The 13,740-nt window shown below is 71.0% G+C and carries 11 protein-coding genes; 6 read left to right on the forward strand and 5 right to left on the reverse strand.

Annotated features, from left to right (window positions below; all coding sequences use genetic code 11):
* Positions 1-214 precede the first annotated feature (214 nt).
* Positions 215-2,485, reverse strand: a complete 2,271-nt coding sequence (locus WME95_RS35400; RefSeq protein ID WP_437903743.1) for a DUF3160 domain-containing protein — start codon at positions 2,483-2,485, stop codon at positions 215-217.
* Between the two features lie 490 nt (positions 2,486-2,975).
* Here WME95_RS35400 and WME95_RS35405 point away from each other — a divergent pair, with 490 nt between their 5' ends.
* The 3 genes from WME95_RS35405 (at position 2,976) to WME95_RS35415 (ending at position 6,631) form a co-directional block, all read left to right on the forward strand.
* Positions 2,976-3,602 (forward strand): glutathione S-transferase family protein, encoded by a 627-nt coding sequence (locus WME95_RS35405; RefSeq protein WP_437903744.1) that lies wholly within the window; start codon positions 2,976-2,978, stop codon positions 3,600-3,602.
* Between the two features lie 174 nt (positions 3,603-3,776).
* Complete coding sequence (locus WME95_RS35410) at positions 3,777-5,876, forward strand: ABC-F family ATP-binding cassette domain-containing protein (protein ID WP_437903745.1); 2,100 nt, start codon at positions 3,777-3,779, stop codon at positions 5,874-5,876.
* Complete coding sequence (locus tag WME95_RS35415; RefSeq protein WP_437903746.1) at positions 5,873-6,631, forward strand: glutaredoxin domain-containing protein; 759 nt, start codon at positions 5,873-5,875, stop codon at positions 6,629-6,631. Before WME95_RS35410 ends, WME95_RS35415 begins: the two co-directional genes overlap by 4 nt.
* Before the next feature lie 189 nt (positions 6,632-6,820).
* Here WME95_RS35415 and WME95_RS35420 read toward each other — a convergent pair whose 3' ends face one another.
* Complete coding sequence (locus WME95_RS35420) at positions 6,821-7,261, reverse strand: hypothetical protein (protein WP_437903747.1); 441 nt, start codon at positions 7,259-7,261, stop codon at positions 6,821-6,823.
* Between the two features lie 376 nt (positions 7,262-7,637).
* On the opposite strand from WME95_RS35420, the gene WME95_RS35425 reads away from it, so the two are divergent.
* Together WME95_RS35425 and WME95_RS35430 are read left to right on the forward strand one after the other, a co-directional pair.
* Positions 7,638-8,270: a hypothetical protein gene (locus WME95_RS35425; RefSeq protein ID WP_437903748.1), complete on the forward strand. Its 633-nt coding sequence runs from the start codon at positions 7,638-7,640 to the stop codon at positions 8,268-8,270.
* Positions 8,267-9,976: a M23 family metallopeptidase gene (locus WME95_RS35430; RefSeq protein ID WP_437903749.1), complete on the forward strand. Its 1,710-nt coding sequence runs from the start codon at positions 8,267-8,269 to the stop codon at positions 9,974-9,976. The genes WME95_RS35425 and WME95_RS35430 overlap by 4 nt, the downstream gene beginning before the upstream one ends.
* Here the strand turns inward: WME95_RS35430 and WME95_RS35435 are convergent.
* The 3 genes from WME95_RS35435 to WME95_RS35445 form a co-directional block, all read right to left on the reverse strand.
* Positions 9,957-10,727, reverse strand: coding sequence for a leucine-rich repeat domain-containing protein (locus WME95_RS35435; protein ID WP_437903750.1), 771 nt, complete (start codon positions 10,725-10,727; stop codon positions 9,957-9,959). The two genes, WME95_RS35430 and WME95_RS35435, sit on opposite strands and share 20 nt — an antisense overlap.
* A 75-nt stretch (positions 10,728-10,802) precedes the next feature.
* On the reverse strand, positions 10,803-11,273 hold the full coding sequence (locus WME95_RS35440) for a ferritin-like domain-containing protein (protein WP_437324392.1): 471 nt from the start codon (positions 11,271-11,273) through the stop codon (positions 10,803-10,805).
* A gap of 489 nt (positions 11,274-11,762) precedes the next feature.
* Positions 11,763-11,981 carry a hypothetical protein gene (locus tag WME95_RS35445; RefSeq protein WP_437543984.1) on the reverse strand — a complete coding sequence of 73 codons (219 nt, stop codon included), beginning with the start codon at positions 11,979-11,981 and terminating at the stop codon, positions 11,763-11,765.
* A 384-nt stretch (positions 11,982-12,365) separates the two neighbouring features.
* Here WME95_RS35445 and WME95_RS35450 point away from each other — a divergent pair, with 384 nt between their 5' ends.
* The gene (locus WME95_RS35450) at positions 12,366-13,709 is read left to right on the forward strand and encodes a DUF1552 domain-containing protein (protein ID WP_437903751.1); all 1,344 of its coding nucleotides are present in this window, start codon (positions 12,366-12,368) and stop codon (positions 13,707-13,709) included.
* Positions 13,710-13,740: the final 31 nt, after the last annotated feature.

Below are 13,740 nucleotides of genomic sequence, written 5' to 3' on the forward strand. Positions count from 1 at the left end.
GGTCTCTCCCCTGGAACCGGGTGGCAACGCAGCGATCCCCCTTGTTCAGGTATCGCAGGGCCTGGTGCAAAATTGCAATGGAGATGTGTACGCGACGGTCTGTTCGCGCCACGAAGCGAGCGGGCAGACAAACCATGATCACCCTGACGCGCCGGCACAACTCGACACAATTCCACCGAAGTGGAATCGTTCCGGCGCGCTTCCCCGAGCTGGCTCAGCGGGAGACGAGGTCCTTCATCCAGGCGACGTCGTCAGGCGTCGCCTCGTGGAGCTCGCCGGCCCACTCCTCGTCGGTCATGCGCTCGAAGTCCTCGGTGATCTTCTCGAAGTACGAGGAGGCGAGCCCCACGAAGGCGCGCGGCGTGCCGCACGGATCGGCGGTGACGACCATGAGCCGCGGCCGGCCGGTGCCCACGTGCAGCACGCGCCCGACCGGCGCCCCGCCCTCGTCGGTCGGCTGCGTGTGCACGTCGGCGATCGTCGGATCCTCGGCCACGGTCTGGAAGACGTCGAAGAAGAGCTCGGCGTACCAGCCCACCGCCCCCTCGTCCGAGCCGCAGCCGGTCTGGATCCGGACGGCCTGGTTGATGAAATCGAGGTGCTCCTGGGTGAGGGGCACCCCGGCGCGCTCGTTCTCGGCCATCTCGCCGAGCGTCCGCGCGACGCTCTGCAGCTTCGCGAAGTACGCCGGCACCCGCTGCGCCAGCAGCAACGGCGCGCCCGACAGATCGAGCGCCTCGACGGCGCGGCTGCCTTGCTCCGCCAGCTCGGCGATGCGCGCGAAGAACGCCGGGTACGGGTCGACGTAGGCGTCCGGGAACTCGCACGTGGCGCCGCTCGTGTACGACTGCTTGGCGTAGAGCAGCGTGTCGTGCCGGAGCTCGGCCCACGAGGCGAGCTGGGTGTTCAGGAGGCGCCGGCCCCACGCCTCGGTCTTCGCCACCCCGGGCAGCCCGGTCATGTCGGCGAGCGCCTTCGCCGGCGACAGCTCCCGCAGCGCGCCGAGCCAGTGGTTGTAGAGGTTCTTGCTCCAGAAGTCGCCGGGGTGCGCGTCGACGAGCACGCGCATCATGTGCAGGTCCGGCGCGTAGGGGAACTTCCCGAGCTCGGGCGCGAGCAGCTGACCCGCCTGATCGTTGCCGAGCGCGGCGAAGCCCACGTCGAGCGGGCTCGGCATCATGCGCTTGACGGCGCCGCCCATCACCCGGTCGTAGACCACGTTCGAGAAGACGTGCGAGTCGACGACGTACCGCTGGCCGAGCAGCGCGAAGCTCGACGAGAGCGGCATCGTGCCCTTGCCGAGGCCGTTGATCATGATGTGGCTCGAGATCCGCTGCGTCCCGTGGCCCTTCTTCACCACGACGTCGATGATCTGCTCGTCCGGGAGCCCGGCGAGGCCGGCGGCGCCGGCGAGGCCGAGGTCCTTGAGCAGGACGTCGAGCTCGGGGAGCGTCATGTAGTCGCTCTCGCCGACGAAGGTCTGGACCGTGTCGTCGATGCGCGTGTACCGGGCGAGGGTGCCCTCGTCGGCGAGGGCGCGCAGCACATAGGCGCCCTCGAGCTGCCGCCGCTGCAGGACCTGCGTGCCGTCCTGCTGGGTCTCGAGGAAGCGGAAGTCGACGCGGCCGAGCCACATCATGCTGCGGAAGTAGCGCTGGAGCTCCGGCGAGTCGGTGTAGTGGCCGCGGGGCTCGAACTGCGAGAAGTCCATGATCCGATCGGAGCCGAAGAGGCGCACCTTGCCCGCGCCCTGGTGGGCCTTGGCGCCCGCGACGAGCTCGTCGATCTTCGCGGCGTCGGCGCCCGCCACGGGCGCGACGGGCGCGTCGCTCAGCAGCGAGAGCGCCACGGCGGTGAAGAGGTCCGCGTCGGCGCGCGCCTCGGCGCCGAGCTCGCCGCCGGCGCCCGCGGCGAGCCGCGCGCGCATCTCCTCGAGCATCGCCCCGAGCTCCGGCGCGAGCGCGGCGAGCTCCACGCCCTTCAGGATCGCGTCGTACGAGCGGTGGACCGCGTACAGGATGGAGTCGGCGGACACGTAGAGCGGCAGATCGAGCGCATAGATGCTCGCGTAGCCGTAAACGAAGGTCGGAAAGGCCTTTTTCTCCGAGATGACGAAGCCGCTCTCGGAGAGCTTCGCGAGCTCGTCCTCGTCGAGGGCGAGGGAGGTGCCCTGGACGAGCGAGAGGCCCTCGGCGTCCGCAGGCGCGTAGGGCAGGCCCGTGGCGAAGGGGACGGCGTACCTCGAGGCGAAGTCCTCGGCGGTCATGTTCGCCGAGGACTCCTGCTCGTCGAGCAGCGCGCTGAGCTCCGCCTGCTGCTCGGGCCCGAGCGGCCCCGGCGGCTGCTCCGACTGCGTACCGCCGGTCTGCGTGCCGCCGGTCTGCGTGCCGCCGGTGTCGGTCTGCTGGCTGCTCTCGCCGGAGCAGCCGCCGGCGAGGGCGAGGAGGATCGGAACGACGTGAAAGTGAAGAAGCATTTTGCGCATCGTGTTTCCCTTCCAGAGCGCGGCTCCGGTGCGCGGAGCGCGGCGCCCCCGCTGCGGGCAAGGACAGTGCCGCGGGCGCGAGGCGCGCTCCCCTCTTCGTCCACAACAGGAAAGATCTGCTCGGATACAGCAGGATACGGCACCATCGCGAGGATGCGCTGCTGCGGAGGACTGGCACGATGTCGCCGCGCCGGGATCAGGTGGGATCATTCGAGGCTTGCGCTGCGCGGAGAGGGCGTGGTGAGACCGTGACGACCGCCGGAGAGGAGAAGCGGTCGTGTCGTCCCGACGACTGTCCTCTTTACGCTTCACGCTTCACGCCCATCGACGCCTGGGCGTCCCCCGCGCGATTCTGTCGATTTCTTGCTCCCCATGACAAAGTGGGAACATCGCTGTTTCGACGGGGCCCCGAGGAAACTTGGCGGTCCCATGCACGATGAGCGTGACGGCGGCGAATCGGATCCACTACAAGGGGCGCCGGAGGCGAACCATGACCATCACGTTCTATTACTCCCCCCAATCGAGCGCTGGGCGCATCCGTCTGACGCTCGCCGAGCTCGGTGTCCCCCACGAGGCCGTCCGGGTCGATCTGCGCGCCGGCGACCAGAGGAAGCCGGAGTTCCTCGCCCTCAACCCCAATGGCCAGGTGCCGACCCTCGTGGTCGACGGCACCCCGATGTTCGAGTCGGTGGCGATCCAGATCGCCCTCGGCGAGCGCTACGGCGTCGAGAAGGGCCTGTGGCCGGCCCCCGGCTCGCCCGAGCAGCTGACGGCCCTGACGTGGCTCGTCTGGGGCCAGGTCAACCTGACCAGCGCCCTGTTCCGCTACATCAAGAACACGAGCGACTGGTTCCCCAAGGAGCAGCAAGACGCGAAGCAGGCCGAGGCGGCGCTGACCGAGACGCGCAGCCTGCTCCGCATCCTCGACGGCCGCCTCGACGGCCGCCAGTACCTCACCGGCGAGCGCTGTACCCTGGTGGATCTCGACCTCGCGTCCGTGCTCGGCTGGGGCCTTCAGGCGGGCAAGATCGACATCTCCGAGCTGAAGAGCTTGAAGGGATGGCTCGGCCGCATCATGGAGCGCCCGGCCGTGAAGGCGGTCATGGCCGAGGGCTGAGCCCGAGCGCCTCGCTCGCCCGGGCGGGCGAGGCGCGCCCCGCCTCTTCTTCATCGACCGCGCGGCGAGCGCTCACGGTCATCCACGCTGTCCACGCGATGTGGGCCGCGCGATGTGGGCCCCGCGCCCCGAGCGCCCTTGCGCGCGCCGGACACATGCTAGAACTCGGCCGCAATGACGGTCCTCCAGGTCGCCGACCTCAGCTTCGGTTACGGCGCGGACAGGCTCTTCCAGGGCATCACCTTCTCCCTGGAGCAAGGCCAGCGCGCCGCGCTCGTCGCCCCGAACGGCGCGGGCAAATCGACGCTGCTCCGCCTCGTCGCCCGCGAGCTCACCCCCGACACGGGCTCGGTCGTGATCCGCAAGGGGATCCGGTTCGCGTACTTCCGGCAGTCGCACGAGCTCGCGGCCCAGGGCACGGTGCTCGAGGCCTTCCTCTCCGGGTTCTCGGAGGTGCTCGAGCTGCGCCACGCCCTCACGGCGGCGCAGCACGCGGCCGCCAGCGGCAGCGAGGCCGATCTCGCCCGCCTCAGCGATCTCACCGACCGCTACCACATCGCCGGCGGCGACGATCTCGAGCGCCGCGTGGAGATCATCGCGGCCCACCTCGGGTTCTCGCCCGCCGACATGGATCGTCCCGTCTCGAGCCTGTCCGGCGGCGAGCGCGGGCGCCTGCAGCTCGGCGTGGTGCTCGCCATCGAGCCCGATCTCTTGCTGCTCGACGAGCCGACGAACCACCTCGACATCGAGACCATCACCTGGCTCGAGAAGCACCTCGCGGGCCTCGGCGGCGCGCTCCTCTGCGTCTCGCACGACCGCGCGTTCCTCGACGCCGTCTGCCCGCACACGTTCGAGCTCGGGCAGCGCAGCTTCCGCGCCTACCCGCTCAGGTACAGCGACTACGCCGTCGCCCGCGAGGAGGACCTCGCCCGGGAGCGGGAGCTCGCCGAGCGGCAAGAGGCGTTCGTCGCCAAGACCGAGGACTTCATCCGGCGCAACATCGCCGGCCAGAAGACGAAGCAGGCGCAGAGCCGGCGCAAGATGCTCGACAAGCTCGAGACGATCGACCGGCCCGAGGACGTGTGGGCGACCGCCGAGAAGGTCCGGTTCCGGTTCGCGCCGGCGCCGCGCAGCGGGGACATCGTGCTCGACGCGCGCGGGCTCGGCGCCTCGCGCGGCGGGCGCACGCTCTTCTCCGGGGTGGACCTCCTCCTGCGGCGCGGCGACCGCGTCGGCATCGTGGGGCCCAACGGGACGGGCAAGTCGACGCTGCTCAAGCTGCTCGCCGGCGCGGGAGCGCCCGAGGACGCGGGCGACGTGCGGCGCGGGACGAACCTCTGCCAGGGCTACTTCGACCAGCACCTCGGCTCGCTCGACCCGTCGAGGACCGCGGTCGAGGAGATCCGCAGCGTGCGCGCCGACATGAACGTCGACGCGACACGCCAGTACCTGTCGCGCTTCCGCTTCTACGGGGACGACGCGCTCCGGAAGGTGCAGGGCTTCTCCGGCGGCGAGCGGAGCCGGCTCGCGCTCGGCAAGCTGCTCCTCGAGCCGCGCAACCTGCTCTTCCTCGACGAGCCGACGAACCACCTCGACATCCCCGCCGCAGAGATCCTCGAGGAGGCGCTCGCGGGCTTCGAGGGCACGGTGCTGCTCGTCTCGCACGACCGCAGGTTCCTGGAGGCGGTGACGACGCGTATCGTCGCGGTGCGCGAGGGGCGCGTGGACATCTACCCCGGCGGCTTCCGCGACTACCGCGACAACCTCGAGAAGCTCGCGGCCGAGGCGGAGGAGGCGGAGCGCGCGCGCGAGGAGGGCGAGAGGGCGAAGGGCGCGCGGGGAGCGCGGAAGGCGGCGAGCGCGCCGCCGCCGCGCGAGGAGCCGAAGGCGGAGGCGGCGGACCGGGGCGCGAAGGCGTCTGGGCGCGCGGTGCGGCGGAGCGGCGCGACGATGCCGCCGCCGGACGACGCGGGCGCGGGCGACGCGGCGGCGCGGCGGCGGGCGTTCGAGAGCGACAAGGCGGCGGCGCGGGCGACGGAGCGCAAGCGCAAGCGGGTCAAGGAGCTGGAGGCGGAGATCGCGGCGGGCGAGTCGCGGCTCGCGGAGATGCGCGAGGCGCTCAAGCAGGACCCGGGCGGCGACTGGGCGAAGCTCGCGGCGGCGGCGCGCGAGGAGCAGGCGCTCGCGAAGCGCGTCGACGCCGCGATGGCGGAGTGGATGGCGCTCAGCGAGGAGCTCGGGGCCTCGGCGACGACGGCGGGAGGCGAGGCGTGAAGCGGCGGGCCGGGGGGGCGCGGATCGCGGGGGTGCTGCTCGCGCTCGCCACGGCGGCGGCGCTCGGCCCGGCGTGCAAGGAGAAGCGCGATGACGGCACCACGCCCGCGCAGGCCGTCGCCGAGCTGCCGCCGCTCGAGCTCCGCGACGACACGGCGAACCTGATGCTGACGTGGATCGACGAGAAGGGCGACACGCACGTCGAGCTGCGCCCGGCCGACGTGCCGGCCGAGGGCCGCGCGCTCGTGCGCGCCATGCTCTCGGACCGGACGGAGGGGACGCGGGACGCCTTCTACGTCGCGGATCTGACGCAGAAGCGGCCGGACGGCACGTATGCGGTCCGGACGATGCCGCGGAGGGAATGGGAGTCGCTGCTGGAGAAGCGGCGCGCCGAGCACATCGCGAAGACGGCGCCGCCGCCCGCGGTGCCGGGCCCCGGCGGCTCTGCGGGCGCCGGCGCGCCGGGCGCGCCGAGCCACCTCGCGGGGGTCACGGTGATCATCTACGGCGCCTCGTGGTGCAAGCCGTGCCACCAGGCCGCGGACTACCTGCGCTCGAAGGGGATCGCCGCGGTGGTGAAGGACATCGAGGAGGACGCGGGCGCGGCCGCGGAGATGCAGGACAAGCTCGCGAAGAGCCACCAGCGCGGGGGCAGCATCCCGATCATCGACGTGCGGGGGCAGATCCTCGTGGGGTTCAGCCCGGGGGCCATCGACCAGGCGCTCGCGCGGGCGGCGGGCGGGACGACGCTCTGACGCAGCCACGGCGGGCTCCGCGCTCGTCAGGAGCGTGGCCGGCCCGGGCCGCAGCCCTGCGCACGCTGACCGCCCGAAAGCGGCCCTATCCCGTGCTCCGCCATCCCCTCCTCTGGCGGAGTCCTTCTCTGCCGGGCCTCACGGCATCACCCCCCCCGCCGGCGTGCGCAGTCTGCTGGAGCTGCAGCGTCAGAACTGGCTGCACTCCACCTGCTCGATGAAGAGCCCCGCACGCGAGATCGCAGGGACGAGACGCTCGAGATACCAGGTAAAATCGACGATACCAGGGACCCCGTGCACGTCGCGCACGTTGATGGTGAGGCTGAGCAGCAGCCAGTCGTCGCTGGGATCCAGGAGGAGTCCTCCGCCGGAACCAGCCTCCTTGTGTACCAAGGAGACCCCCACGAGCTCGCCCACGTCCTCCTTGTGCTTGATCACGGCAAGGACATCCGACCAGCGATCAAGCCGCGCCCACTGCCAGTCGAAATCCCCTCGATCTCCGGCCGGCAAGTAGCTTATGTGCCCATGATCATCGTAGGACCAACCAGCTTCGAGCAAGGCGGCCACGACGTCCTGGAATTTCGACGTGAGTCCCGGAATGCGGATATCGATCGAGGCAGAGCGACTCATTCAAGCCTCAGTTGTTCATCTGGCGCGAGGACCGGCGGGGCAGGGGTGCCTACGTGTATCATGAATCCTCCCGTCATCCAGCACAGGAAGAATCCGAAGTTTGAGCAGGATCGCGGGGGCTCACCGATACAGCCTCATCGAGCGCTGAGCCAGCACGAGGTCGTCACAGACACCGAAGAACGGGTCGTGTTCCGGGGGTACGTCCAAGGCTCACCCGGCGCGGCATCCGCAGTCTAGATCGACCCTGGCGTCGCTTGACACGCTGGCGCATGAAACCGTCTCGCACTGCGTTTGGTCGTCCGGATCACACCCGAGCGACGTCGCGTTCGCGTGCCGCCATCCCCTGGCCACGCATGCAGGTTATCGACTAGAATCGATGATCCCCCGCTCGGGAGGGGCCATGCGCGGCGTGCCTCTTGCTGTATCCATCCTCCTCTCTGTCGCGGTCGCCGCGTGCGACCAGGCCGCGCCTCCCGCCGAGTCGCCGCCCGATCCGGCCGCCGCCCAGCCGCTGTCCGCGGCGGTGACCCCGGTGATCTCCGCCGTCACCTGGCCCCCTTCCGCCTCGGTCGACCGGACCGCGCTCGCGGCGCTCCCGGAGAGCGCGGCCCACGCCACCAGGGCCTCGCGGGTCCCGGTGCTCGTGCCGTCGCGGCGCGAGCTCCTCGCGGCGCCGGTCCTCGTCGCGAGGGAGCACTGGACCTCGTTCTGGGCAAAGACGGAAGCGATCACCGTCTCGCTCACGATGACCCGCCTCGCGCACAAATATCCAAGCATTCCACCGTTCCGGGGGCCCCGCGCCGTGCGCGGCGCGCCGGCGTTCGTCACGGCGAACGAGGGTATCTGGAGCGCGTCGTGGATCGAGAACGGCGTCTCGTACGCGCTCGACGTCGAGTGCGCCTCCCCGGAGGCGCCGGCCTGCGCCTCGGACGCGCTCGTCCTCGAGCTCGCCTCGGAGCTCGTCTATGTGGGCGGCGACGAGCCCAGGGCCGCGGGAGACATGCGATGATCGCGCCGCTCCGCCCGCCGCGCCCCCGCCCCGCCGCGCTGGCCTCGCTGATCGCGACAGCCACGCTCGCGCTCCCGCCGCGCGCCGCCGCCGCCGATCCGTTCTCGTACCGTCCGGCCGGCGAGCTCCTTCCAGGCTCGGGAGAGGGGCGCGCCGACGACGTCGTGTATGCGCCCTCCATGCGCTTTCCGCTCGAGGAGGGCCCGGCGTTCGCCAACTCCCAGGTCTACGGCAAAGGCGGGAGCGCGGGCCCGGCCGGTGGACAGTGCGATACGGACAACTACGCCTATCCGTGGCACGACAACTACTGTGAGTCGCGCTCGTGGGAGATGCCTCTCTGCCCCTCCGGCACAGGGCACCAGGGGCAGGACATCCGGCCGGGGACGTGCGAGGCGGGCAGACACTGGGTCGTCGCGGTGGTCGATGGCACCATCACGAGCGTCGGCGGCTACTCTGTCTACCTGACCGGCGAGGACGGGACTCGCTACGACTACCTGCACATGTCGGATGTCCAGGTCTCGCCCGGCCAGGACGTCTCGCGGGGAGAGCGCATCGGGCGGGTGTCCAACGTCTACGGGAGCACGCCGACGACCATTCACCTGCACTTCAACGTGCGGCAGTCCGTGAGCGGCGTCGGCGTGGTCTACGTGCCGCCCTACACATCGCTCGTCGCCTCGTACGAGGCGCTGCTCAACGAGCCCCCCGAGGGCGCCCTCGAGGCCGCCGGCTGCAGCGGTATCGCCGGATGGACCCGCGACCCGGACGCGGAGAGCGCGCCGGGCGACGCGCGGCTCTACTTCGACGTCCCCGCGACCGAGGCGGGCGCCGAGGGCTACAGCTTCCCCGCGGACCTGCGCCGCGACGACCTCTGCGAGCCGCTCGGCTCGTGCGCGCACGGCTTCGAGGCGCCGATGCCGCTCAGCCTGCTCGGGGGCGACCACGCGGTCCACGCCTACGGCGTCGACGCGCTGAGCGGCGAGGAGGTGGAGCTCGAGGGGAGCCCGAGGTCCCTCGAGTGCCCGCTCGATCTGCCCTCCGGCGTGAGGCGACCGCTCGGCGGCGACGGCGCGCTGGACGCCTGGGGGTTCTCGCGGTTCTGGGACGTCGCCGTCGTGCCGGAGTCGGCGCTCCAGGCGCTGCCGGAGGGCGACGCGTTCCCCTCGTCGCCGCTGCTCGTGCGCGGCGACGACGGCGTGGCCTCCCTCTGGCTGATCGACGGCGCCGAGCGGCGGGCCGTGCCGGATGCCGAGGCGGCTGCCGCGTGGCACCTCGATCCGGGCGAGGCCGTCGTGTGGCCGGCAGCGAGGCTCGCCGCGTTGCCGCTCGGGCCGGCGCTGCGGCCGCGCCCGTTCCTGGTGCAGGGCGCCGGGCCGGCGCTCCACGTCATCGACGCGCCGCCGCTGCCGGGCGAAGGCGGCGGCGCGGGCGCCGGCGGGGCCGGCGGGGCCGGCGAGGCCGGCTCCGGGGGCGCTCCAGCCGCCGGAGAGGTGGAGGAGGGCGCGCCCGGCGCGAACATCGGCGTTCACGGGCAGCTGCGCTGCGAGTGCGGCGCAGCCGGCGCGGGCGCCGCGGGCTCCGCTGGGGCGGGCTGGCAGCTCGGGCTCTTCGCGATGGCGGCGCTCGGCGCGGCCCGCAGGCGGCGGCGCTCGGCGCGACGCGCAGGCGGCGGCGCGAAGGCCGGCCGCCTCAGCCTTCGTGGATCTTGATCCCGGGGATCGACCGGAGCGGGCTCGCGTCCTCGACCCGCGAGCCCTCGAGGTACACGTTCTTCAGGCTCTTGAGCTCGCGGAGCGGCGACACGTCGCTCACCCGCGTCCGCTTCATCTGGAGCATCTCGAGCTTCTTCAGGCCGGCGAGCGGGCTCACGTCGGTCACCTCGGTCTCGTCGAGCTGGAGCTCGGTGAGGCTGGCGAGGCCGGCGAGCGGCGAGAGGTCGGCGACCGGCGTCCGGCCGATGTCGAGCCGGTCGAGCTTGACCAGGCCGGAGAGCGGCGAGAGGTCCTTGACCAGGGTCGCCGAGACGCGCAGCGACTCCAGCCGGAGCAGGCCCTTGATCGGGCGGAGGTCGTCGATCTTGCCCGGCGGCAGGTAGAGCCCTTTGACGCCCGTGAGCTCGGGGAAGAGGCACGGATCGAGCTCGTCGAGCCCCTGGGCGTCCGACAGGTTCATGGTCTTGATGTTCTTGAGCTCGGCGCGCTTGATCGGCCCCTCGGGCTTCTGGAGCTGCTGCCGCACCTTGGCCTCGAGCGCCGGATGAGAGAAGGTCACCGGGTCGCTCTTGGTGCACTCCACTTCTTGCTTCTTCGGCGGCGCGCTCGCCGTGGCCGCGGGGCTCGCGGCAGGAGGCGCGTCGGCGGGCTTCGCAGCAGAAGGCGCGGCCGAGGCCGCTGCCGCAACGGGCTTCTGGGGCTCGTCGCAGCCGAGGAGGAGAAGGGCGACGCCAAGGGATGCAAGCACGAGAGGGCGAATCATCGCCGCGATGATACACGAGACGATGGAAGAAAGCCGCGTCTTCCAAAGGGCGCTGGCGCGCTACAGCGGCAACAGCAAAAGCCCTTGTCGCGAGTCGAGCTGCTCGGAGAACCAGTCCCGGTGGCGCCGCTCCACCGCGAGCGAGTGCCGGAGGACGTCGCGCGCGCGCTCGGAGAGGCCTTCGCGGAACGATATCATCCGCTCGTAAGCAGCGCAGCTGTCCTCCTCGTAATGCCTCATCGCCTCGAGGATCGCGCGATCTCCGACCATCCCGTTCGTCAGCGCCTTGCTCTTCAGCTTGGGTCGGACGGCGCTCTCCACCGGCGGCTCGCCGAGCTCGTGGGCCAAGGCGGCGAGCACCTCGAGGTGACGCTCGTGATCGTGAAGGAAGCTCGCGAGCCGGCTCTTGTCGCCTGGTCGGCTCATCCGCGAGAGCGCTGCTGCGAGCGCGTCCACCGTGGACCAGTTGAGCTCGATCAGTTCGGTCAAGGACCCGATGAACGCGGCTTCGCCGCCGATCACGGACGCCATGGAATATCGCTCCTCTCTCGCGGAAGCGGACCGCCCGCGTGAAGAGGGAGGTGGGCGGGTGCTTCTCCAGGCCTTCGATGCTCGCAAGCCCGGTGCCGGAGCCCGCCTGTGCAGCCGCTATCCATCGCTGCGCGCGCGTCGTCCAGGAAACTTGCGGTTCTCCACGCTTGTCGCCCGCCGCCGCGCCCGAGACGGCCCGCTCCAGGACCCGCGCCCGAGGGGATGCGAAGACTCAACCCAGATCGAGGCCGCGGTCCCGGCGCTGGGTCGAGCGCGCGCCGGACCAGGACGGAGCCGTGACGTGCCGGGGCGCGATCGGCGCATGCTCACGCCGCGCCAGGCAGCGAAGCGCGAGCACGTCCTGGACATGAGCGCATCTCCACCCGAAGCGCCCGAAGCGCAAAGGCGGCGTCGTCCAGGTCAGGATCAGGAGAGGAGAGATGGACTTCGGTCGAGAGCGCTCCGGCGGCGCGCTCGGCGGAGATGCCGCTACTTCTTGCCAAAAAGGCCGCCGAGCGAGCCTGCGAGGCCGCCGACGTCGAGGTTGGCGATGGCGGGGGCCGCCGCGCCGAGCGCGGTCTCGACGTGGGCGGCGAGCGGCGCGGGGAGCTTCTCTTTCAGGAAACCGACCACCGTCTCCACGGCCACGCGGGCCTTGTCTTCCGAGATGCCAACCTTCTCTGCGACCTGTCGTACCAGCTCGTCCATGGCCTCGACGCTCATCCTTTCTGCGCGAGCCGCGCATCCGGGGCGAGCATCCACGCGCCGATCGGCGCCGGCAAGGGAATTCGGCGCCGCGCGCCGCGCTCGACGACGTGGCCCCTCGCACCAGCGCACGGCGGCATGTGCTCTCGTGGTGAGCCGCGTCGTGGTGGGCCCCGCACGACAATCCCCCTGGTCATTTCGTAAAGGGTGTTGTTGAATCATGGGGCTTCAGCGTGCCCGGTGCGGGCGAGGAGCGAGAACGATGTCCGGGTCCTCCGGTCACGAACCTGCGCTCCTCGTCGAGCTCACCCGGACGGACGGTTTCCTCGACATGGTTGCTTGAAAGGGGCGAGGGGTATGTCGAAATTCCGCTTGAGCCGACGTGCCATGCTGCGAGGCGCCGGCGCCATCGCCGTCGCGCTCCCGTGGCTGGAGATCATGGGACCCGAGCGCCCGGCGCACGCGCAGCCCGCCCCCGCCCGGCGCTTCCTCGCCGTCTACACGCCCGGCGGGACCCTGATCGACCGCTGGCGTCCGACCGGCACCGAGACGAGCTTCACCCTGGGCCCCATCCTGGCGCCGCTCGCGCCGGTGCAGGACCGGCTGCTCGTCGTCGACGGCCTCGACATGAAGAGCGCGCGCGGGGAGCAGCACCAGTGCGGGATCATCGCCTGGCTCACGGGCACGGATCAGATGACCACCTCGACCAGCTACGCGAGGGGGCCGTCCATCGATCAGGTGATCGCCTCCCGGATCTCCGCCGGTCAGAAGGCGAAGGCGAGCGTACAGCTCGCGGTGCGCTGGGGGACGGGCAAGTCCCACGGCCGGATGTCGCCGATGAACATCGCCAACTTCGAGGACACCGCGCCGCACAGCCCCATCCAGCCGCGCCTCGATCCGGTGGAAATCTTCACCGAGCTCTTCGGCACGCTGGACCCCGGCGCCAGCAACGACGCCGCCCTCCGCCTCGCGCGGAAGCGATCGATCCTCGACTACCTCGACCGGCGCTACACCACCCTCTCCGCGCGGCTCGGCGCGGCCGACAAGCAGAAGCTCGAAGAGCACCTGACGAAGATCCGCGAGATCGAGCAGGGCCTCGGCAGCACGCCGGCCACGACGAGCGCTTGCCGGGCCCCGATGAGGGTCGACACGTCCGACTACGACCCGAGCGCGGGGCTGGACGCGGACGACCCCGGCGTCATCGTGGACAGCGCGACCGACGCGGCGATCCCCAAGGTGGGCAAGCTGATGACGGACATGCTGGTGATGGCGCTCGCCTGCGACATCACCGCGGTCGGCACCCTGCAGTGGAGCGACACCGAGGCGAAGTACACGTTGCCGTGGCTGAACCTGACCGAGCACCACCATTTCTACCAGGAAATGGGCGGCTTCAGGCCGGTCGAGTGCGAGCTCATCTACACCTGGTACTCGGCGCAGCACCTCTATCTCTTGCAGGAGATGGACAAGGTCGACATGGGCGGGCACTCGCTGCTCGACGAGAGCGTCGTCTTCTTCGGCTCCGAGATCGCGGATCCGCCGACCCACGCCAAGAAGGACATGCCGTTCCTGCTGGCCGGCGGCGGTGGGGGCCTGCGCACCGGGCGCTGGGTCCGGTACCCGAACCTCCCGCACAACGACCTGCTCGTCTCGATCTTGAACCTGTTCGGCGACACCCGGACCACGTTCGGCTCGCGTGAGCACTGCACCGGGCCGCTCACGAACCTCACGTAGGCATTTGCCGCGATGCCTGGCTGAAGGCGAG

It is taken from the genome of Sorangium sp. So ce327, from assembly GCF_051530205.1.
Lineage (GTDB): Bacteria > Myxococcota_A > Polyangia > Polyangiales > Polyangiaceae > Sorangium > Sorangium cellulosum_B.